Raw genomic sequence first — 21,990 nt, 5'->3', positions numbered from 1 at the left:
TCTTCTTGAACACTGTGCGCTTATAAGCTGACCGCTCATAGGCAATTTGTATTCATTTCGACATTATTTCGACATTACTTCGATTTTACCAGAAATAACGTCTTGTGCAAGAGCTTTTACTTTGTCGATATTTTCTTGGCCGATCGCCGGGCTAAGCGGAGTAACGCTGTCTCTTGTTACATAAGTCAAGCCAACGCCATCCTCTTTAAGACCGTAATCCACTTCGCCAAATTCAAACGTATTGTTTACAAAAGATTTTACTGTCTCATAAGTTACAGTATCCGCACCTTTTAGCTGCGACACAATAACATGCTCAGGATCTTCTACTGTACGGTCTACGTCTTGTCCAGAAGAATAGAAGCCTTGCTCTTTAGCAGCTTCCCAAACGCCGAAATCACCAATTGCTGCAATGCCTGCAATAAAGTCAGCGCCTTTAGCATGCTGATCAAGAGCTAGCTCTTTGCCTTTCGCTGCATCATTAAAGCTGTTTACATAGTTGATAATAAATTCAGCATTAGGGTTTGTTTGTTTCAAACCTTGCTCAAAGCCTTTAGTATAACGAGTCATAATCGGCACATCCATCGCTACAACTGCGCCGACCTTGTTTGTTTTAGTAACAAGTCCTGCAACAGCGCCAAGCAGGAAAGCTGCTTCATGCTCACGGAACGCTACGCTGCGCACGTTAGGCAGGTCAACCTTAGTATCCACAATAGCAAAAGGTCTGTTTGGATTTTCGGCTGCTACTTTGTTTAGAGCATCCTCCGCTTGGAATGTAGCTGTAATGATCAAGTCATAGTTGTCAGCAACTGCAGATCGAAGATTTTGCTCAAACGCCGCCGGGTCGGATGCTTCTGTTGTTTTAACTTCTACACCGAACTCTTCACCCGCTTTTTTCAAGCCTTGATCCATTAGCTCAAAGAAAGGGTTAACGCCGATTTTTTCCGGCAATACAAGTGCGATGCGCTGTTTTTTGTCTGAGCCGCCGTCAGCACCTTTGTCGTTGCCGTTATTATTTTTTTCTTTGTCAGAACCGCCGCAGGCTGCAAGCAAGCCTACCATTAATACTAGTGTCAATAATAATGCGATCTGTTTTTTCAATTATGTCTCCCCCTGTTCCTGTCCAAAAACTTAATTCCCTTTAATCCTAGTTGTTTTGTGGGCTTTTGTCAACCTATTCATATCAAGCACCTTCAACATTTTACAACATTTTTCGCCATCATTGAATGAATGGTGAAGTTAATCTGGCGCAAAAAGCTCTTTATTCACAATTTTGTAACATTGAATACCCTTACTTTGGTCAGTGTTTCCTTTTTTACAGTAAAATAGCAGCCTTTTGAGCTGCTATTGATGTTCAGATTAATGAACCGGAATCCGCATATCCATAACGCATCCGCGTCTGCATTATATTAGTTGAACCATTTTGTAAGTAATGGGATAGCAGCTTGCTTGTTATTATAACCAAACTTGAATAATTTAGCCGTATCTTCAAATCTCTGGTCAGAGCTGCCGACCCCCATAACTACTGAGATCAATCTGCGTCCATCCTGTATAGCTGTGCCCGTAAAGCAATAGCCCGCTTCAGGCGTGTATCCTGTTTTGAAGCCGTCATTGCCAGGATAATAGAAGCTCCCGCCTTTCAACATTTGATTAGTAGCAGGCAATACTTTGCTTAGCCCCTCAAGCTTCAAGCTGCTTCGGCTTGATATTTCCAGCACCTCAGGATATTTTTTAATTAAATAACCGGCCAGCTTCGCAGCATCGGATGCTGTCATCATCGTATTACTGCTGCTGGAAGCCTCATGGAATGCGATTAAGTCGGCATTGTTCAACCCTGTAGCATTTGCAAAATAAGTATTTGCAGACAATTGAAGCTTGCTTGCTCTGTCGTTCATTAGAGCTGCAAATTTCTCCTCTGAGCCGCTAATATGCTCGGCTAGAGCGACAGCCGCATCATTGGCAGAATGAATCACTACAGCATCAAAAAGCTCTCTAACCGTGTAGCTTTCCCCTTCTAGCGCCCCCATTTGTGAGCCGGGCACTTCAGCTGAGTAACGGCTTATTGTTACTTTATCCTTCCACGAAATATGCTTCCCGTTAATCTGCTCCAGCACAATAAGTTCGGTCATCATTTTGGACATGCTTGCTGGCGGCATCGCCTCATCCGCATTGACCTCATACAGAACTTCACCAGTAGCCGCATCAAGCAATATTGCCGCTTTAGCCCCCAATAATGGCTGGCCCCCATTGGCAGCACCGCTTTTAACCGAACTGGATAATGCATAGATTAAAGCAGCAAAAGCAATTAGGGCAATAATAGGAAAAGCATTTTTCTTTTTTCTGCCACTTCCGGCCCGAGATATGTTGGTATTAAAAAGACGTTCTGACTGCTTGAACATATTCATTCCTCCATCGTTTCACTTCTTATATAGTCCACTATACAAAGCGAAGTTTAAGGAGGTTGTAACTGAATCATAAAAAAAGCTTAACGTTTCTTAATAATTAACGTGTGCTTTCAACTTTTACAAAGCATAAATTGGCGGGCCGGCGCTACTCATTCAAAAACATCCGAACATGATAGATCAGTCCGCATAGTTGTGAAAAGCTAGGATCGCAAAAAAGGAGCCATAGCCAAAATCCTCGTTTGGAATGGAGTTGCGGACAACATTCAGGGATTTTAGTACGACTCATTATAAGATTAACGTATTCTGAACTTTTGCATCATTTTTTTACATCAACTACTTTAGGAATATCTAAAATCCGGAATGGCAGCGTTAATGCAGTCCAAACATTTGATTCTGGTTAGCCCTATTTTCAATATTTCACTGGCAAATAGATTCTAAAAACGGTCCGCTCCATTGTGCTCGTCACTTCTATACGTCCGCCATGCTTTTCAACGATGCTTTTACATATCGCAAGGCCTAAGCCTGAACCGCCCTTCCACTGTGTTCTCGACTTATCAACGCGATAAAACCGGTCAAATAGATGCGGCAAATCCAATGAGGAAATCGGCTCGCCATAATTAATGACATCAACTGCGACTTCTCTTCCAACAAGCTCCGTGTGCAGCTCGAGCCTGCGGCCATCCTTTCCGTAATGCATCGCGTTGGCAATTAAATTCTCAAACACTCTGGCCAGCATAGCTGGATCAGCCTCCAGCATAATAACAGGCTTGGAGCTGGTCATATGGCTATTCATTCCCGCCTCCTGCAGAGACAAATGATATTGTGCCAGCAATTGGCCTAAAAGCTCAACGATATTGACCTGTTCTTTATGCAAGGTTACGGAATCATGTCTCATTCTCGTGTATTCAAACAGATCATCGATGAGCACATGCAGGCGCTGCGATTTTTCGTACGCGATTTGCACATAATAGCGAAGCTCTATTTCATCGCGGTAGCGATCTTGCTCGATAAGTCCCAAATAGCCGATAACGGATGTGAGTGGCGTTCGCAGATCATGTGAAACGTTCGTAATAAGCTCATTTTTAGTTTGCTCAGCCCGTCTTTCCTCCTCGAGCGCATTTTCCAAACGAGACGACAGCTGATTTACATTTTGCGCCAAATTGCTGAAAGGATTGTTATGCCGCATTGGAATCTGATGATTAAGCTGCAGCTGTCCGTTCGCAATTTTTTTGACGGTCTCATTCACGACATTCAAATAGTTGAATAAAAACCACTGCAAAACGACGAAATAAAAAATAAACAGGCAAATGCCAGTCAAGCCAAAAAACACAGTATCGCCGAACATGTTTAAAAGCGAGGACCCGATACTGCGAATCGTCCGAAAATTGCGGCCTGCTACTTCACCCGTAAAAATTAGAAACATTAATGTGGCAAAAGCCAATACTCCGCTTATCACTACGTTAACCAAGCTGCGAAAAATTAAACGGAACATTAAATTATCCTTCAATTTTATATCCCACTCCCCATACTGTAACGATCAGCTTTTCTCCAAGCTCCTTCTCCAGCTTATCTCTAAGCTTGCTTATATGGACCATTACCGTATTATTGGAATCAAAATATTTCTCTTTCCAAACCTGCTGAAAAATATCCTCTGCACTGAACACTCGGCCCGGCTGGCTGGCAAGCAGATGCAAAATGCCAAATTCGGTAGAAGTCAAATGCAGAGGAACCCCGTTCACTTCCGCCGAATGGCTCAACTTATCGATACGCAGCTGCCCTAGCCGCAACTCCTGCTCGTTGCGTTCTGGCGATCCTGACTCCTTTACAGCACTGTACTGGTAAGAGCGCCGGAGCAAGGAACGAACGCGTGCCAGAAGCTCTAGCGGATTGAAGGGCTTAGTCATATAATCATCGGCCCCTGTCATTAATCCTAATATTTTATCCATATCCTGCGTCTTGGCGCTAAGCATCAAGATGGGTACATGCTGGTCACGGCGCAACGTTCTGCAAACCTCCAGCCCATCAAGCTTAGGCATCATAATATCAAGAATGACCAGTTGAAAGTCCTGCTCTGCAAACAATTCAAGAGCCTGCTCTCCGTCATATGCCTTCTCTGTTAAAAAGCCTTCATTGCGCAAATATATTTCAATTAAATCCGCGATTTCTTTTTCATCATCTACAATTAGAATACGTCTATCCAAGCGTAACTCGCCTCCGCTTATAATATGTTCAGCAACTATTTACTATCATTGATGCTTCTCTGCTTACTATACATGAACTGCCTCCCCTACGTCATGAAAATACAGCAACATTTATAATATTTAAGCATTTGTTAATATTTTTTTAAAACAATACATTTTATAATATCAACTTTCGCAGCTTAATTTCGGCAGCTGTTTTATGATGTCATTGACCAAAATCCAGTGCTAGCTAGGATGAATCCTGCATGTGTACTTTGAAAAACATCGAAAACGGCACTACTAGGTACATGAAATCAGCTTTTGGAAAAGTATATTTCTAACGAATCTGAAAAGGCGCTATTTTCAACGAAAACAGAAATTTTTCTATTGTACGAAACTCATCAACACTATGCGCGACGGTGCCACCTCAAAATGGCTAATTGTATATGAAAATTCATACAGAATCGGTCGGTGCCACCTCAAAACGGTTAATTGTATATGATATTTCATATACATTTCGCTGAAATGCCCCAAATAACACAATTGTATATGAAAAATCATACAGAATCGGTCAATGTCACCTCAAAACGGCTAATTGTATATGATATTTCATATACATTTCGCTGAAATGCCCCAAATAACACAATTGTATATGAAAATTCATACAGAATCGGTCGGTGCCACCTCAAAACGGTTAATTGTATATGATATTTCATATACATTTCACGATGCAAAAGGTTTTACACAGTCTGATGTTGTACATGTAGAATCGTTTATTTGATAACAAAGACGAATCTAGAAGCACAAATTGTATTTAGCTTCCACCAGCGCTTGGCCATTTCTCCATTCTAAAATAGGATATGCCCCGAGCCATATGATAAGCAATTTTTGTTCTCGAGCAAATTAAACGCTTTTGTGCATAAATAGCTGCCTTCGCCACGCCTCCTCCCCCAAGCTCAAAGTGTAGCCAATACTTGGCCAATATGATAAACTGGACTGTATTGATAATTTTTTATAGACACGGAATCGCGAAATTTATTTCGTTGTTCTTTATAATGAGGAGGTTCTACCGATGGCATCAAAAAGAATGCGCTCTGACATGATTAAAAAAGGCTTCGACCGCGCGCCTCACCGCAGCTTGCTGCGTGCTGCCGGCGTCAAGGAAGAAGATTTTGACAAGCCGTTTATCGCGGTTTGTAACTCCTATATTGACATTATTCCTGGCCACGTTCATCTTCAGGAATTCGGAAAGCTTGTAAAAGAAGCGATTCGCGAAGCAGGCGGCGTGCCGTTTGAATTCAACACAATTGGCGTTGACGATGGCATTGCGATGGGACATATCGGCATGCGCTATTCCCTTGCAAGCCGCGAAATTATCGCCGACTCTGTCGAGACAGTAGTTAATGCTCACTGGTTTGATGGCATGGTATGTATCCCTAACTGTGACAAAATTACGCCAGGTATGATTCTTGGCGCTTTGCGCGTTAACATTCCAACTATGCTTGTCAGCGGCGGCCCGATGAAAGCCGGAAAAACTTCCGATGGCCGTTCCATTTCTCTATCCAGTGTATTCGAAGGCGTCGGCGCTCACCAGGCCGGCAAAATCGATGATAGTCAGCTAATGGAGCTGGAGCAATATGGCTGCCCTACTTGCGGCTCCTGCTCAGGCATGTTTACAGCCAACTCCATGAACTGTTTGGCAGAAGGACTAGGACTTGCGCTTCCGGGCAACGGTACAATTCTTGCTGTATCGCCAGAGCGTAAAGAATTCGTTAAGCAGGCTGCTCGCCAGCTGATGGAAATTATTAAGCTTGATATCAAGCCTCGCGATATCGTTACTAAAGAAGCAATCGACAACGCTTTTGCATTGGATATGGCTATGGGCGGTTCAACAAATACCGTTCTTCATACGCTCGCTATTGCTCATGAAGCTGGTATTGATTATCCGATCGAGCGTATTAATGAAGTTGCTGAACGCGTACCGCATCTGGCTAAAATCGCTCCTGCATCCGACTACCATATCGAAGACGTTCATAATGCAGGCGGCGTTAGCGCGATTTTGAATGAATTGTTCAAAAAAGAAGGCGCGCTGCATGGCGACTGTATTACTGTAACCGGCAAAACGCTGCGCGAGAATGCAGCTGGCTGTGAGATCCAAGATACGGACGTTATTCATACAATTAATAACCCGCATACAGAGCGCGGCGGACTAGCTGTTCTGTTCGGCAACCTTGCACCAAACGGAGCAATTATTAAAACTGGCGCCGTTGACAAATCGGTAGGCGGCTACCATAAAGGTCCTGCGATTTGCTTCGATTCACAAGATGACTGCCTGGCAGGCATCGCTAATGGCAAAATTAAAGAAGGACATGTTGTTATTATTCGCTATGAAGGACCGCGCGGCGGCCCAGGCATGCCTGAGATGCTCGCTCCAACCTCACAAATTGTTGGTATGGGACTTGGCGCCAAAGTAGCACTTATTACAGATGGCCGCTTCTCCGGCGCATCCCGCGGCATTAGTATCGGTCACGTTTCGCCTGAAGCTGCTGAAGGCGGCCCGATCGCTTTCGTTCAAGATGGCGATATCGTCGAAATTGATATGAACAACCGTACGATGGATTTGCTGATAAGCGATGAAGAATTTGAGAAACGCCGCGCTGCATGGCCTGGCTTCGAACTCAAAATCAAACGCGGCTACTTGGCCCGTTATGCTCATCTTGTTACATCTGCCAGCACAGGCGGCGTAATGAAAATGTAGTATTTACTTTTTCTAAACCTGTACGTCCTTTAATTAGGGCGTACAGGTTTTCTTTTAACATGCGCTGAGCGTATAACAACCGTTTTTATTACAGCAAAAAACCAGCAATACGCTGACTGCTTCAGTCAAATGCGTTGCTGGTTTTTTATGGCTTAATAAGTATAAGAACATTACATAACGGTTTTCGTACCTAAAGCAGCTGTTTCGTCAGCTGCCTGCTGAAAGCTCCGCTCAACAGCACCGCCTATCCGCTCTGCTTCCTCTTGCACTCGATTCAGACTGGATGTCGCATATTTTTTAACGACTTGCGTCGGCATTAGCAATATACGCGGCGTAAGCTTCTTATTGGTCAAATTCGATGATTTCCGTTTATTTTGCAGCTTGGGATTGGTTAGCACCTTCATTAATAAATTCAAATAAATGCTGGACGCTCGTGCAAACATCCCATCAGGCATCGGTATAACCTGAAATCCTAGCCGGTCTGCCCCTCGGTGTATCATCGTAACGCCATATACCGCTTTAATATTTTTGGCTTCCGGATCGGCAGCCAGTTGATCAGCCAGCTGCGGCAAGGCATATTCGATTTCTCGAAGCATTCGCAGTCCTGCCGCAAGTGGTGTTTTGGAGGTAACGGCAATACTGGACAGCATCTTATTGTCAAAATGAAGCTCAGCGATCTGATCGCCTTTCTCTACCTGACCACCTTCGGCCAGCTCGACCTTTTGACCGGTATAAGGAGTAATGCGGTAGTAAAAAGTCGGGGTCTCGCGATCGCCGACTTGCTTTAAGCGGAACATCGCGTGGAACAGCTTTTCCCAACCGAGCCACAATGAAATTAGCAGACGCTTGATCGGAGAAAGCCTAAGCAAACGATTAGCGTCAGTCAATTTGATCATTTGATCAATGCCGACAAAGGAATAGCCTTTTTGCTTGGCTGCCTCCAAATAAACTTCAAGCGCAGCAAGCATATTAGCCGGAGCATCGATATCTGCGCCAAGCGTCCGTCCGCAATCATGGAGCAGCAGCACTTCACCGGGACGGAGCTTTTTCATAAGCCGCTTCTCCATGCCTTTTGCTCCCACGCGTATACGCCAATCGCCGAATAACGCCGACCACAAAATAATTTGCATATGTCCCAGATTGGAATAATCGAACAAGTTTACAATGCCCCAAGGCGGACGGTAGTAAATTGATCTTTTGCCAGTGGCAGCCTCAATGACATCGTTTGTACGATCAATTTGGCGCTTCACCGTTTTGGGACGCATAAGCCAGTTGGATTTGTGCACATAATTGTGGACACCGATCACATGGCCCTCTTCAACCATACGCTTAAGCAGCTCTGGTTCTTTTTCAGCGTGAGCACCTACTACAAAAAAAGTTGCCTTCGCATCATAGCGCGCTAATAAGTCCAACAACTTTTTTGTATAAACCGGGTCAGGCCCGTCATCAAAGGTCAGCGCAATTTCTTTATGGGCATCTCCTTTTTTAAAAACGCGAAATCCGAATGTACGACTGACAAGCCCCGGAAGAAAAGCGTAGAAGGTCATCACATAGAATCCCCACAACAGCAAATTTTCCATAGTTTATTTTCCCCACCGTTTATGATATTGTACATGATAACAAGCAAAGCAATCCAAAAACTGCCAAGCTTCATCTGAACATGTACGAATGCAGGATCCATCGTACTGTTTATAAATCCCTCTTGTTCAATGGATTAGCAACAAAACACGAATCAGTTCATCCAAATAATTTAACAGCGATAACTTTAATTGTAGCATATTCAGTCAATAAATAGGTACTAAACTTAATTTTTTATAGTACAAACTTAATGAATCTAATTGCACTTTTGTCCGTACTAGCTATTATATGATTCTAAAGGAGAGAGTAATGAATGCTTCCTTTTTATAAAAAATATTGGAGAACCGCTTTTGATATCGCTTTAATTGCACTAACCGTCTATTTAATTATGTTTGCTTTCAGTTATGTATACCACATAGCCACCCCAATATTTTTCGCTTTCGTTATTTTTCTCGTTATTGAACCTTTGGCAAAATTACTTAATAAATGGGGAATAAAAAAATCTATTGCGACAGGCATTTCTATCGTCATCTTTACCCTTCTCATTCTGGCAGCCTTCTCCGGCATCGCTTATATGATAACAAAGCAAGGCACGGAGCTGGTCAATAAATTTCCTGAATATCAGGATATATTAGCAACTAATATTGCTATTATTGCTGAAGAGCTGCAAATTCAAATCGGCAAGCTGCCTGAAGATGTGGATGTTGTAAAAAAATCGAGTGAGCTTCTGCAAGGCATGTCCGAAAATATAATCAAATGGCTAAAAACAGGATTACTCGCGCTGTTAGGCTATTTTTCATCCTTCACTGCCTTTTTGTTCAATCTTATTGTGGGTATCATTTTAGCCTATTTCCTTAGCATTGAAATTAAAGACTGGAACCGGATCGCTAAAGAAAAGACGCCAAAAACGTTTAAAGCAGCATTTTCATTCCTTAAAGAAAATGTATTCAAAGGCATCGCTTCCTACATAAAAGCCCAGCTTAAAATGATTACAGTCACATTTGTGGTCATTCTGATCGCACTAATTATATTGAATGTCAAAAACGCCTTTACAGTGGCGTTTGTAGCGGCTATATTCGATATTTTGCCGTTGCTTGGCGTCAGCACGCTGTTTATTCCGTGGATTACCTATTTGTTTATCGTCGGTCAAACCTCTTTAGCCATTTGGCTTACTGTGCTGCTGCTGGTCGTTATCCTGACCCGCCAAGTGCTGGAACCCAAAATTACCGGCGATTCTTTAGGTGTATCCGCCTTTACGATGTTAGCCTTTATGATTATTTCGCTATCCTTGTTCGGCGTTGCCGGCGTTATTCTATCGCCTGTTCTAGTTATTTTGTTGAAATCACTATACGATCAAGGCTATCTGCATCAATGGATTCGAACGCCTATTGATGAATTTGACGATGATGAAAACAAGCCGGCCGCGGACGATGTTCAAGCCGGCTTGCCAAAAGACCAAGTTTAGAAAGTAATACCGTTGGTATCTGTCAACGCTGCAGCTGTGCAGCAATATCCATAACGCCTCGAAATATAACAGCTGCTTGATTGGAGCTGACAGTCGAGCGGTTAGCGGATAGCACAGCTGCAGCGTATTTTGGCTTTTGTACCGGGCCATAACCGATAAACCATTGATGTACCCGCTCCTGACCTTTCTTCTCTACCTGTGCGGTACCGGTTTTGCCGGCCAGCCTCCATATACCGGGGCGAATTGCTTTTCCCGTCCCTCTCTCCACTACCGCCTCCATCCCTTTAAGAATAGCCGCTGACGTGCTTTGGCGTATGCGGGAGGTGCTGGAGGCAGTCTGCACAGGCAGCCTGACCATCGTCTGATGATTGGCATAGCGTATCTCTTTTACACTCCGCGGCTCGAGCACAGTACCGCTATGAAGCAAGGTAACGACAAGATTGGCAGCTTGAAGCGGGGATATCGCCACATCGCGCTGACCGATTCCGCTTTGGGCAGTCACACCGCCATCAACAGGCGCCGCCTCTGGCAAAAATATTCTTCCCGGCTCCTCTTCCTGCAGCAGCCGCAGCTTTGCAGGCAGCAGCGCTTTCGTCTGCTTGCTCTGCCAGCCAGCCTGTCCAAGCATGCCCAGCGCACTCGCCGTACGTTCAAGCCGCTCGCTTCCCGCTCGCTCAGCAAGCGTCGCAAATACAATATTGCAGGATTGGGCGAGACCTTCCTCCCACGTAATTGCGCCATGTCCGTCCCGCTTCCAGCAGCTAAGCTTATATTTGCCGTAGGAACCGTTGCAATAAAAGAGCTCATCTTTATCCGCCATGCCCGCTTCAAGCGCTGCAGCAGCCGTTACAAGCTTGTAGATCGATCCTGGTGCAACTGCCTTTAACGCATAGTTCGTCCACTGAGAGCCATCCGATGCTGTAAATCGTTGCGGCAGCTTCGGTCTGGATACCATCGCTGCAATATCCGCATTGTTTGCATCAAGCACAACTATCGCGCCTTCAACTAGCCCGATCTGATCCGCATACTCTTCCAATTTGTTTTGCAGTCCCAAATCTATCGTGGTTATTACTTCAAGCGGATAATAGCTATTGCGCGGCTGTTTAATGCGCAAATCGAGCCCATGGAGCGGATAGTTGCGCCCATCAAAATAATAGGAGGCATACGTCGCTCCAACACTATGAATAAGCGGCTCAAGGGAGCGCTCCAGGCCGCTGCCGCCTACCTGGTCGGTCAAGCTGCGCTTGCCGGACATGACCGCTTTTTGTTCATTGCGCAGCAGCCATTCTGGATGCTGGCTTGTAAATCCGATAATATGTTTATTTTCAAAAGCTGCAATATATCTATTTTGATAGGGCAATACTCTTATTCCATCTATATGCAGCTGTTCGATCCGTTCTGCTTCTCTGTCAGATAATTTTATTGGCCTTCCATTTCTGTCCTGCCAATAAGCCGGATCCTGCTGCTTCTTTAAATACTCCAGCAAATCTGAGCGGCTGATGGACAGAAGTGTAGCCAGCTCGTTCAATTTTGTTTCCTGCTGCTCTTCCCAATGTCGAAAAACAGCAGGAAACAGCGCCAGGGACATATAGCTTTCCCCTGTTATCGGATTTCCGTAGCGGTCATAAAAATTGCCTCTTCCACTATTCACAACGATGCTTTGCTGCCTTTGATGAATGGAGGTCCGCTTCCACTTCGCCAGCTTCTCAGGCGTGCCTGCGGTCGTCGCAAGCGTCGTCCAGCTCGACGGGATTAGCTGCAGCCAGGCCAATCGAATTGTAAACAAAGCCAGCAAAACAGTTATAGCCATTCCGATTTTCCACAGTCTTTTGCTCATAACAATGTCTTTACCTTCCTGTCGGTTGTTGTCATAGCATTATTATTCCCTTACCGTGCAGACCTTCATACGGCATGGCGCAATCGTTTAGATCGGTAATAAAGAAAAAGAGTGATTATGGCTCTCTACCGAGCATAATCACTCTTGCAATCTATTCGATCTTAAACTTAGTTAGCGTTTCTTTCAGCCCGCGCGATACAGCATCAAGCTTTTCTGACAAAGCTACCAAATTGTCACTGATGCCAAGCTGCTCATTGCTAAGCGATGCTACTTCCTCCGACGTTGCAGAGGATTGCTCAGCAACCGCGCTTACGCTTGTCATCGCATCCGCAAGTATCGTTTGCGAGTTATCCAGCTCGCCTATCGAGCTTGTTACATTTTCTAGCTTTTGAACAAACTGCCCCATCTGGCCTCGTACTGTTAAGAAGATTTGATTGGCTTCCTTCACTGAGCTGATCTGCTCCTGGAATATTGGATAAGCATTCGATAACACTTCTACCGTCTCGCCAATTTCCGTTTGAATAGATTCTGTAATTTGGCCAACAACTTCAATCGATTGCCGTGATTGTTCAGCCAACTTGCGAATTTCATCCGCTACAACCATAAATCCACGACCAGCCGTACCTGCTCTCGCTGCCTCTATTGCCGCATTAAGCGATAGAATATTGGTCTGCTGCATAATGCTAGTAAGCACATCCAGTATTTGAACGATAGAGCCTGTACTTTCTTTTAGCGAATCGACCTTTTCAACCATGGAACGCGTCATCTCTTCTGTCATGCCAGTCTTTTCAATTAACGTATTCATGTAGCTGGTGCCTTGCTCGCTCGCTTGCTCCACTTCAACAGCTGACTGCACCATTTCCTGATTCGCATTCATAACATTCTGCATTTGCTCATTAATATTGCTAGTCATATCGCTTCCTTTTTCAGCCTCTACAGCAAGGCTGGTAGCGCCATTAGCAATTTCTTCAGTCGCAACAGCAATTTCTTGAGCTGCGATTGCCGTTTTTCTGGAAGAGTCTGAAAGCTGCCCTGCAGTAGTCAGCACCTCTTCCGCAGAGCGCGTCGTCTGAACCGCAAGCGCACCGATTTGACTCATCATCACATTGAAGCTGCTGCTCAGCTGGCCAATCTCATCCGCGCGTTTCTTTTGCGACGCTCTTACAGTCAAATCGCCATCGGAGCCTTTTTGCATCAACTGGCATAATTGAATAAGAGGAACTGCAATGATACGAATAACTAGAGCTCCGATCAGAATAGCTAATACAGCAGCAACTAAAACTGTAATCAAAGTAAGATCGCGAATCTGATTCGCATCCTTAATCAGATTCTCAACAGGGATAGTTCCAACCAGCTTCCATTTTGGGATCGTTTCAAACGATTTGTAAATAGTTAGCAGCTCCGCGCCAGCCGAATCATTCAGCTTAACGCTGTCCCTTACATCTTCTTCAGCGATTAGCGGCAATGTAACATCCGTCGGCAAGCCTATCATATTGTAATCATAGTTAGTAATATAAACACCATCGCTATTGACAATAGCTAGCTTGCTATGTTCGCCTAGATTTACTTCCTCATAATGCTCAATGATGAATTTTACCGGAATTTCTATTACAAGCACATATTGTTTATTCCCAGTTCCATTAATCCCCTTCACAAGTCTGGTTAGTGCTATGGCGGGCTCGCCATTCGATGCGATAATGCCGTCTGAATCCGATGCGATCCAGTTAACACGGCCCGCTTCCTCAACAGTGTGCTTAAACCATGCTTTTTCTTTGGCTTGATCCGCCAATGTTGTAGAACCGTTGCCGGCAATAATAACCGTTCCGCTTTTTTCAGGAATCAGCGCTGCGCCCAGAATAGAACGATTACTCATAATATAGGCGTTCAGCTTCTCTGACAATGTCCGATTCGATTGCAATCTTTCAAAATCATCTGTCGTTGAGCCAATCGTATCCAATAGCGAATTAATTTCCTTATCCAAAATCAGCTGCAATGAAAGATCATTGAAGGTCTGGAATACAACATCCATATTGTTTGCTACTTGGGTAACCGTCTGCAGGCTTGCATCGGAAACATTTGTTTCTATAGCATTTTTAGCTTTTGAATATGCCATCAATCCTACCGTAAGTACACAGGCGACAATACTAACAAAAAATAATGCGAACAGTTTCGTTCCAATTGACTTTCTAAAGCTGAGCAGATTGCTCTGCTGAATCTGCTTCCAAATATTTTTTTTGTCCTCATGCTTTTGCTTCATTTCTTGCTTCTTTTCTTTAATCGTTTCCTTCTTTTCCTTCACAGCTTGCTTTATAGGTTTTGAATTGCCTGGCATTCAAACAGCCCCGCTTTCTTATTGTTATCTTGTAAAAAATAATATTCAGCGCCGTTATTGTATTTTAAATTTGGAGAGAGTTTCTTTAAGCCCTTGCGAAACAGAATCAAGCTGTTCCGAAAGCTGAACGAGACCTGTGCTTATATTCATTTGCTCGCTGCTTAGCGACGCGACTTCCTCCGAGGTAGCTGATGATTCCTCAGCCACTGCGCTTACGTTCGTCATAGCCTCCGCTACTATAGCCTGCGACTGGTTAAGATCTATAACCGACGATGAAACAACATCTAAACTTTGTGCAAATTCACTCATCTGACCTCGTACGGCAAGGAATATTTGATTCGCTTCCTTTACAGAGGCAATTTGCTCCTGGAACAATGGATGGGCGGTTACTAGCACTTCTACGGTTTCATCCATTTCTGTCTCGATTTTGGCGATCATTTGCCCTACAACATCGATGGAATGACGGGATTGATCCGCCAGCTTGCGTATTTCATCTGCAACTACCATAAAGCCTTTGCCCGCACTACCGGCGCGCGCCGCCTCGATCGTTGCATTCAGCGACAAAATATTCGTTTGCTTCGTAATATTGTTGAGCAGCTCAAGTATTTCAACGATAGAGCCTGTGCTATCCTTCAAGGTTTCAACCTTTTCCACCATAGAGCGAGTCATTTCTTCGGTCTGGCCTGTCTTCTCAATGAGCGTGCTCATATAGGAGGTTCCTTTTTCACTTGCCTGCTCCACTTCTGCAGCTGATTGCACCATTTGCTCATTTGCATATATTACAGCTTTCATCTGGTCTGTAATATTAACGGTCAAGTCACTGCCGCGTTCTGCTTCATGAGCGAGGCTCGTTGCCCCTTTGGCAATTTCTTCTGTCGCTACTGCAATTTCCTGTGCAGCCAAGGCTGTTTTTTTGGATACATCCGACAGCTGCTCTGCAGTTGCCAGCACTTCAACGGCAGATTGCGTAGTTTGCTTGGCAAGTCCAGCTATTTGCGTCATCATTTCATTAAAGCTGCCGCCCAGCTGACCAATTTCGTCCCTCCGTTTTTTCTCTTCATAGCGGACCGTCAGATTTCCCTTGGCCCCCTTTGCCATCTGGGAGGTAAGCTTATTGAGCGGCCGTGCTATCGTGAATACAACAAATATGCCAACCGTGATTGCGATTAACGCCGCCACAGCGATTGTAATCCATGTCACTCGATTAATAATTTGCGCATCTTTAACCAACTCTTCAACAGGAATGATTCCTGTCAGTTTCCAGTCCATCGCTTTGAACTTCTGATAAACCGTCAATACCTCTTCATCTGAAGCCGTGAGCAGCTTCTTAGAGCCATATTCCGCTTCATCGCCATCTGTCGGCAGCGTCACTGGAGCTGGTTGATTAATTAATTCTTCATTATTAGAAATTATGTAATTGTTTTGCTCATCCATTACGATTAGTTCACTGTTTTCACCTAAGTACACATCGCTGAAGCGCTTGCTTACAGACTCCACGGATAAATCTATAATGACTACAAATGTTGAATTGTTGGATCCAGTATTTCGTAACACGCGCCCTAGCCCGATTGAAGGCGATTTTTGCTGAGTCGTCAAGCCTTCCAGCTGGGTAGGAATCCAAAACGTTTTTCCACTATATTCAAGTATCTGATTGTACCACTCAGCTGCTTTAATTTCATCAACCTTCAGCACAGTCGAATTGCCGGCTATCAGTACTGGCAGCTTCTCATGCAGCGGAATTAGCATCATACCGCGGATGCTCGAGTCTGTCATCATAAAGCTTTGCAGCTTGCTGGACAGCTGATTTTCCGTTGTAAATCGTTCGTAGTCATTCGTTTGATTCATAATATTTTCCGTCAGCTTTTGGAACTCTTTATCTGTAAACATAGAAAGTGTTATATCTTCGTATGTTTTAAAAATAACGTCCATATTGCTGGCAACTTGCTTGATCGTCTGCATGCTCGATTCTGACACTTTGCGCTCTACCAAGCCTTTGGCCTCGGAATAAGCCAGCATTCCAACCATCAATACGCAAACGACAATACTTATAAAAATAATAATAAATAATCTCGTTCCTACTGAATAAATGAGGCTTCCAGCTGACTCGCCTTCGCTTGATGAACGATTCATCTTTAATTTCCCCTTCTTTAATACTTGTTCATCACTCACATTAACAGACCTCGCCTTCGAAAATTAAGTAAATTATGTATGAACTATAATATTTATCGGATTCTCTTCCGACTTTTGTAATACCTAAAACAAAAAGAACCCCGACTTTAGTCTCAGAGGTTCTTGTGTTGTGAAGCATTTGACTTATTTCATCTTTTTACGCATCATGTCCATCGGCTCGACCGGCTTAAGCGTTCTAACCCGAATGTATTGCAGTGGGTGGCGGGCAACCTCAAGCGGATTGCCGTCCATGTCCGTCATTTCCGTAATCGTTTGTTTAAAAAATCTGCCGCCCGGGCCTACAAATTCCACCTCTTGCCCAAGCTTGAAATGATTGCGCTGCTGCAAGGTTGCAAAGCTTGTCCGCTCATCAAAATCATATACAATGCCGGCGAAATCATATGGGGCCGCTTTTTCTTCAGCATCATAAATATGATCCTCAGCGCCCGGTGTATCAAGGAAAAATCCTGTATTTAGCGGCCGATTGGCAGCTTTATTAATTTCATCCAGCCATTCCTGCTTCACTTCATACCCTTGCGGATCTGCAAAGTATGCGTCAATCGCCTGCCGGTATACATTCACAACTGTCGCTACATAGTGAATGCTCTTCATGCGCCCTTCAATTTTGAAGCTGTCGATACCGACATCAATCAGCTCTGGAATATATTCAATCATGCATAAATCTTTGGAGCCCATCGTAAACAATTCGCTGTCTTCTTCATATAACGCTTCGTCTTCATCATGCAAATCATACTTCCAACGGCAGGACTGGCAGCAGCCGCCGCGGTTCGAATCCCGGTCTGTAAAATGGTTAGATAATACGCAGCGGCCTGAATAGGAGGAGCACATTGCTCCATGAATAAAAGCTTCAATCTCAACATCAACATGCTGCTTGATCTGTTCGATCTCTTCAAAGCTGGTTTCGCGAGCCAGCACGACGCGGGGCAGCCCTTCATCCTTCCAAAACTGGACAGTTTGCCAGTTCATTGTCGACTGCTGTGTGCTTAAATGCACCTCAAGCTTAGGCGCAACACGCTGCGCGGTTTCGATGATCGTTGGATCAGCTGCGATAATTGCTGCAATTCCTGCTTCCTGCAAGCTGCGCAAATATTGCTCAAGTCCTTCAATATCTTCATTATGCGCATAAATATTGGTCGCAACGAATACTTTTGCACCGTAGCGCGCAGCGAATTCAACGCCTTCCTTCATTTCCTCAAAACTAAAATTGTCTGCATTGGAGCGGAGACCGTATTTTTGACCGCCGATATAGACGGCATCAGCGCCATAGTGAACCGCAAATTTCAGCTTTTCCAGGTTGCCTGCCGGCGCTAGCAGCTCTGGCCGCTCCAAGCGATTGCGCTTGCCTGAATATTTTGTAGTTTGTGTAGTAGCAATACCCATTATTGATCACACCTTTGCTTAGCCTTATATCAAACGCTTTTAATAAACCTGTTCCTTGAAGAAAAAGCCAAAACTTAGCTCACGCTTCTCATCCTGCAGCGCTTTAATCGGCTCCAGCCATTCCTCTTGAAATTTGTACGCCTCCGGCGATGCAATATATAAATCGATTACTTGACGATATGCTTTCACAACCGCTTCATTATATGCTGTAGATTTCATTATACCTTCTACTTTGAAACTATCAATCTTTGCGTCAAGCAGCTCATGTAAATTTTCAAGCATGCAAATATCATCGGAGCTCATAATATGAGTACCGTTTATATCCTCATAAATAGGGTATGTTTCCCCGGGACGCTCGGATTCTGTCAAATACAGCCCCTGCTCCATTGCCTTGCTAGGCAGGCGGTCTGAATTATTGTGATGATCGAGATAGCTTTGCACAAGCTGACGCTTGGAATGATAAATATTAGTCATGCCGTGGACTTGTACTTGAATTTCCAGATCCGTATGATCCTTCATTTCTACAATTTGTTCCATATTCAGCTCTCTAGCCAGTACAAATCTTGAAGCGCCGCGTTTTCCCCAATAATTAGCAGTGGAATAATTCGTAGAAGTCATCTCTGCGTTCCAGTGCAGCTTAAGATCCGGAGCCATGCGGCGGACAGCCATCAACACTGCTGGATCGCCGAATACGACGCCGTCAATCTGCATACGCTGCAGCGCTAGAATATAGTCGTCAAGCAGCGGAAGCGCTGCATTGTCTATCACATTATTCAAAGCGGCGTATATTTTTACACGATGCTTCTTGGCCAGCTCAGCTGCCTCTTGCATTTGCCCGATTGAAAATTCGCCTGCCAGTCTCATCCCGAAGCGTGCTTCTCCTACAACAAACGCATCCGCACCAGCTTCTATTAGGACTTTCATTTCATCAAGCGATGCTGCGGTACATAATAATTCTGGTTTATAGGTCATGTTGAGCCTCCTATCTAAACAAGTATAAGGTGAGAACCTATACTTTCCTATATTTAGAAAATACTCGAGCTGCAATCATCTGAAGATTGCACTCGAGCTTGTCCATTATTACTTGCCTTGGTTGCTTTTTTCTATATTTTTTTGGTGTTCGCTAAAGGTTTTAGCAAAATAATGCGTATTGGTACCGTCTTTCTTAGTAACATAGAACAAATAATCCGTTTTTTCCGGATTCAGCACAGCCGATATAGAAGCAAGGCTTGGCGATGCGATCGGACCTGGCGGCAAACCGTCGTTGCGATACGTATTGTATGGACTTTCGATTTCCAGATCGGCATGCAGCAAGCGTTCTTTAGGCTTATCCAGCGCATATTGAATCGTCGCATCTATTTCCAGCCTCATCGGCTTGGCAAGGCGATTCAAAATGACGCCCGCAACGATCGGACGTTCCGAGTCGACAACAACCTCACGCTCTACAAGCGAAGCGACAGTGAGCATTTGATGGAAGGTTAGGCCAGATTGCTCCAGTGTATCCTGCCAGCCATCAGGCAATGTACCCAGCTTGCGGTCCATCTCGGCAAGCATGCGCAAAATGATTTCCTCTTCTGTGCTGCCTATTTTCATCTCATACGTTTCCGGGAACAAATAGCCTTCAAGTTTATGTTTAAGCTTGGCGTTCTTTGGTAAAGACAAGACTGACTCTACCTCGCCCCATGTTTTGTCCTCTTCAAGCAGCTTTAAAAACTTGTCTTTATCGACCAATTTTTCATTTGAAAGCTTATCTGCGATTTGCTCAATCGTATAACCTTCCGGAATAGTAAAGCGTATAGTCTCTGCTTTGATCGTATCTCCAGAATTTAACTTTGCTATAATTTGGGTCGTATCCATGCCGGGGGTGAGCTCATACTGGCCAGCCTGAAAGCGTGAGCCTTCTTTTTTATATTTTAAATAATAGCTGAATATTGTGGCATTTTTAATAATCCCTTTTTCCTCAAGCTCATTGGATACGCCTTTTGCAGACATCCCTTTTGTAATTGTAATTTCAGTTGCAGGCCCGGCTGGCATTGGACGCAAGTTATTCCATAAATAAAATGCTGCGCCGCCTGCCGTAAGCGCCATTAAGCTGAGCAGGCTGATAACGACCCATAAATTAATTAGCCAAACTCTCGGTCCTGGTTTTCTTTTGCGAACTCGCTTTTTTTTCCTATCCTTCTCCAAGCATTTACACCTTCTTTTACGGAAATGAACAAACGAAAACAGCTATCGCCGAGCACAAGGGCAAAAGCTGTTTTCCGCGTGTATATTTATGATGGCCTATAAGGTTCACTTATACGCACTTATTCAAGGATAAACGGCTCCGCTGTTCTTTGGAGAAGCGCGTTTATCGATGATTTATTGGTGCAAAGAGGACAGGCGAGCAGTCCCCTTAGCGTAATTCATCACAATCTTTAAGGTCTTTCTTCATCTGCAAACTGCAAATCATCATAAGCTTCGCAGGCTGTCTCCCATTCATCTTCATCGTCAATCGATTCAAGCTGCAGATCGTCGCCGATTTCGATTACGCGGAACAGATCAATCTCGTCTTCCTTGCGCATATCTTCTGTTTGAAGTGCTGCATAGACTGCATCGCCAAGCTGAAATTCAGCCTTGATGTAATAAGCAAATTCCTCGCCGTTGTCATCGACAAGCTCGATAACTTTGCCGAATGCCTCGCTCAACCGATGAAGCAGATGCGGAGCAGCATACTGTGCATCTGACATTAATCCTGATCCTCCCAATCACCCATTAGCGTGTTGAAAGTTTCTTCGACCATATTCCATTCTTCTTCATCTTCAATCGTATACAGCTTCAGATCGTCGCCATCCTCTTCATAACGGAAAGCGTAGACTTCATCCTCTTCCTCATTCTCGCTGATTAGCGGAACAACCATCATATACATTGCATCCGAGTTGTCCACTTCAAACTTCATAATGACTTCAAACTCTTCCTCGTTGCCTTCTTCATCCGGAATATAAATGATTTCCGGTTCTTCATGCTGCATGTCGTCCTTTGACATCGTTACCCTCACCTTTTCGTTTTAGAATCGAGATAATTTTGCAAAATAATCGTTGCTGCCATCTTATCAATGACGGCTTTTCGTTTTTTACGACTGACGTCAGCATCAACCAATAGTTTTTCTGCTGCTACGGTCGTCAGCCGTTCATCCCAAAGGTGAACGGGTATGCCGAGCTTTTCCTTTAGCAGCTCAGCAAATGCGATGGAAATTTCTCCACGCGGGCCGATTGAGCCATTCATATTCTTCGGCAGTCCTAGCACTACCTCCGATACTTCATGCTCTCGTACCAACTGTGCGATGCGGTCAATTTCTCCGCTATCTCTTCTTTTCTCAACGACTTCAAGTCCTTGAGCAGTCCACTGGAAGGCGTCGCTAATTGCGATTCCAATATTGCGATCTCCGTAATCTATTCCCATAACTCTCATGTAATGAGCGGCTCCTTGCATTCCTTAATACCACTTGTGTATCTGCTGTATATTGCTCTCCCGGGGAAGCACGGTTAATTGAACCCAACCATGTCTAATGCTGGCATTATGACTTTTTGGATTTAAGATAAAACCGAACCAGCTCTTCGATTAATTCGTCTCGTTCTTTTTTGCGAATTAAACTTCTGGCGTTGTTGTGCCGCGGAATATACGCGGGATCTCCGGACAGCAAATAACCTACGATCTGGTTGATTGGATTGTATTCTTTCTCAAGAAGCGCCTCATACACAGACAGCAGAATGTCTTCCGAAGAAGCTTCCACCCCCTCCGCCTTCACGTTAAACTTCATGGTTTGGTCCATGGAACTCACTAACAGCACCTCGCTTTTCGAAGCATATCATACTTAAATCACAGAAGG

At 44.3% G+C, this 21,990-nt stretch carries 17 protein-coding genes; 2 read left to right on the top strand and 15 right to left on the bottom strand.

Annotated elements, in window-relative coordinates; all coding sequences use genetic code 11:
* Positions 1-63: 63 nt before the first annotated feature.
* The 4 genes from V1L65_RS25810 to V1L65_RS25795 form a co-directional block, all read right to left on the bottom strand.
* Positions 64-1,098, bottom strand: a complete 1,035-nt coding sequence (locus tag V1L65_RS25810) for a BMP family lipoprotein (protein ID WP_331702171.1) — start codon at positions 1,096-1,098, stop codon at positions 64-66.
* A 308-nt stretch (positions 1,099-1,406) separates the two neighbouring features.
* Positions 1,407-2,396 carry a D-alanyl-D-alanine carboxypeptidase family protein gene (locus V1L65_RS25805; protein WP_331702170.1) on the bottom strand — a complete coding sequence of 330 codons (990 nt, stop codon included), beginning with the start codon at positions 2,394-2,396 and terminating at the stop codon, positions 1,407-1,409.
* A gap of 415 nt (positions 2,397-2,811) precedes the next feature.
* Entirely contained in the window at positions 2,812-3,909 is a 1,098-nt protein-coding gene (locus V1L65_RS25800) for a sensor histidine kinase (RefSeq protein WP_331702169.1), read from the bottom strand.
* The gene (locus V1L65_RS25795; RefSeq protein ID WP_331702168.1) at positions 3,899-4,603 is read right to left on the bottom strand and encodes a response regulator transcription factor; all 705 of its coding nucleotides are present in this window, start codon (positions 4,601-4,603) and stop codon (positions 3,899-3,901) included. Before V1L65_RS25795 ends, V1L65_RS25800 begins: the two co-directional genes overlap by 11 nt.
* 1,051 nt (positions 4,604-5,654) lie before the next feature.
* On the opposite strand from V1L65_RS25795, the gene ilvD reads away from it, so the two are divergent.
* On the top strand, positions 5,655-7,340 hold the full coding sequence (gene ilvD / locus V1L65_RS25790; protein ID WP_331702166.1) for a dihydroxy-acid dehydratase: 1,686 nt from the start codon (positions 5,655-5,657) through the stop codon (positions 7,338-7,340).
* Between the two features lie 170 nt (positions 7,341-7,510).
* Here ilvD and V1L65_RS25785 read toward each other — a convergent pair whose 3' ends face one another.
* Positions 7,511-8,920: a polysaccharide deacetylase family protein gene (locus V1L65_RS25785; protein ID WP_331702164.1), complete on the bottom strand. Its 1,410-nt coding sequence runs from the start codon at positions 8,918-8,920 to the stop codon at positions 7,511-7,513.
* A 311-nt stretch (positions 8,921-9,231) separates the two neighbouring features.
* On the opposite strand from V1L65_RS25785, the gene V1L65_RS25780 reads away from it, so the two are divergent.
* Complete coding sequence (locus V1L65_RS25780) at positions 9,232-10,383, top strand: AI-2E family transporter (protein WP_331702163.1); 1,152 nt, start codon at positions 9,232-9,234, stop codon at positions 10,381-10,383.
* A gap of 22 nt (positions 10,384-10,405) precedes the next feature.
* On the opposite strand, the gene V1L65_RS25775 is transcribed toward V1L65_RS25780, so the two are convergent.
* From V1L65_RS25775 to V1L65_RS25730, 10 genes are all read right to left on the bottom strand, one after another.
* On the bottom strand, positions 10,406-12,220 hold the full coding sequence (locus V1L65_RS25775; protein ID WP_331702162.1) for a peptidoglycan D,D-transpeptidase FtsI family protein: 1,815 nt from the start codon (positions 12,218-12,220) through the stop codon (positions 10,406-10,408).
* A gap of 151 nt (positions 12,221-12,371) precedes the next feature.
* Positions 12,372-14,552: a methyl-accepting chemotaxis protein gene (locus V1L65_RS25770; protein ID WP_331702161.1), complete on the bottom strand. Its 2,181-nt coding sequence runs from the start codon at positions 14,550-14,552 to the stop codon at positions 12,372-12,374.
* Between the two features lie 54 nt (positions 14,553-14,606).
* On the bottom strand, positions 14,607-16,682 hold the full coding sequence (locus V1L65_RS25765) for a methyl-accepting chemotaxis protein (RefSeq protein WP_331702160.1): 2,076 nt from the start codon (positions 16,680-16,682) through the stop codon (positions 14,607-14,609).
* A 183-nt stretch (positions 16,683-16,865) separates the two neighbouring features.
* Positions 16,866-18,122, bottom strand: a complete 1,257-nt coding sequence (locus V1L65_RS25760; protein ID WP_331702159.1) for a peptidase U32 family protein — start codon at positions 18,120-18,122, stop codon at positions 16,866-16,868.
* Between the two features lie 39 nt (positions 18,123-18,161).
* Positions 18,162-19,094, bottom strand: a complete 933-nt coding sequence (locus V1L65_RS25755; RefSeq protein ID WP_331702158.1) for a peptidase U32 family protein — start codon at positions 19,092-19,094, stop codon at positions 18,162-18,164.
* Positions 19,095-19,202: 108 nt separating this feature from the next.
* Positions 19,203-20,309: an endolytic transglycosylase MltG gene (gene mltG / locus V1L65_RS25750; RefSeq protein WP_331702157.1), complete on the bottom strand. Its 1,107-nt coding sequence runs from the start codon at positions 20,307-20,309 to the stop codon at positions 19,203-19,205.
* A gap of 230 nt (positions 20,310-20,539) precedes the next feature.
* Entirely contained in the window at positions 20,540-20,851 is a 312-nt protein-coding gene (locus V1L65_RS25745; protein ID WP_331702156.1) for a DUF1292 domain-containing protein, read from the bottom strand.
* Complete coding sequence (locus V1L65_RS25740; protein ID WP_331702155.1) at positions 20,851-21,147, bottom strand: DUF1292 domain-containing protein; 297 nt, start codon at positions 21,145-21,147, stop codon at positions 20,851-20,853. The genes V1L65_RS25745 and V1L65_RS25740 overlap by 1 nt, the downstream gene beginning before the upstream one ends.
* Before the next feature lie 8 nt (positions 21,148-21,155).
* Positions 21,156-21,572, bottom strand: coding sequence for a Holliday junction resolvase RuvX (ruvX, locus tag V1L65_RS25735; protein ID WP_331702154.1), 417 nt, complete (start codon positions 21,570-21,572; stop codon positions 21,156-21,158).
* Positions 21,573-21,678: 106 nt separating this feature from the next.
* The gene (locus V1L65_RS25730; RefSeq protein ID WP_331702153.1) at positions 21,679-21,942 is read right to left on the bottom strand and encodes an IreB family regulatory phosphoprotein; all 264 of its coding nucleotides are present in this window, start codon (positions 21,940-21,942) and stop codon (positions 21,679-21,681) included.
* Between the last annotated feature and the right edge of the window lie 48 nt (positions 21,943-21,990).

Source organism: Paenibacillus sp. IITD108, assembly GCF_036541265.1.
Lineage (GTDB): Bacteria > Bacillota > Bacilli > Paenibacillales > Paenibacillaceae > Pristimantibacillus.
Note: the sequence above shows the minus strand (reverse complement) of the source record. Positions and strands in the feature narration are given on the sequence as shown.

Coding starts and splice junctions, on each gene's coding strand:
- V1L65_RS25765 (WP_331702160.1), bottom strand. CDS start 16,682: ATGAATCGTTCATCAAGCGAAGGCGAGTCAGCTGGAAGCCTCATTTAT.
- V1L65_RS25785 (WP_331702164.1), bottom strand. CDS start 8,920: ATGGAAAATTTGCTGTTGTGGGGATTCTATGTGATGACCTTCTACGCT.
- V1L65_RS25780 (WP_331702163.1), top strand. CDS start 9,232: ATGCTTCCTTTTTATAAAAAATATTGGAGAACCGCTTTTGATATCGCT.
- ruvX (WP_331702154.1), bottom strand. CDS start 21,572: ATGAGAGTTATGGGAATAGATTACGGAGATCGCAATATTGGAATCGCA.
- ilvD (WP_331702166.1), top strand. CDS start 5,655: ATGGCATCAAAAAGAATGCGCTCTGACATGATTAAAAAAGGCTTCGAC.
- V1L65_RS25745 (WP_331702156.1), bottom strand. CDS start 20,851: ATGTCAGATGCACAGTATGCTGCTCCGCATCTGCTTCATCGGTTGAGC.
- V1L65_RS25755 (WP_331702158.1), bottom strand. CDS start 19,094: ATGACCTATAAACCAGAATTATTATGTACCGCAGCATCGCTTGATGAA.
- V1L65_RS25760 (WP_331702159.1), bottom strand. CDS start 18,122: ATGGGTATTGCTACTACACAAACTACAAAATATTCAGGCAAGCGCAAT.
- V1L65_RS25775 (WP_331702162.1), bottom strand. CDS start 12,220: ATGAGCAAAAGACTGTGGAAAATCGGAATGGCTATAACTGTTTTGCTG.
- V1L65_RS25770 (WP_331702161.1), bottom strand. CDS start 14,552: ATGCCAGGCAATTCAAAACCTATAAAGCAAGCTGTGAAGGAAAAGAAG.
- V1L65_RS25740 (WP_331702155.1), bottom strand. CDS start 21,147: ATGTCAAAGGACGACATGCAGCATGAAGAACCGGAAATCATTTATATT.
- V1L65_RS25805 (WP_331702170.1), bottom strand. CDS start 2,396: ATGTTCAAGCAGTCAGAACGTCTTTTTAATACCAACATATCTCGGGCC.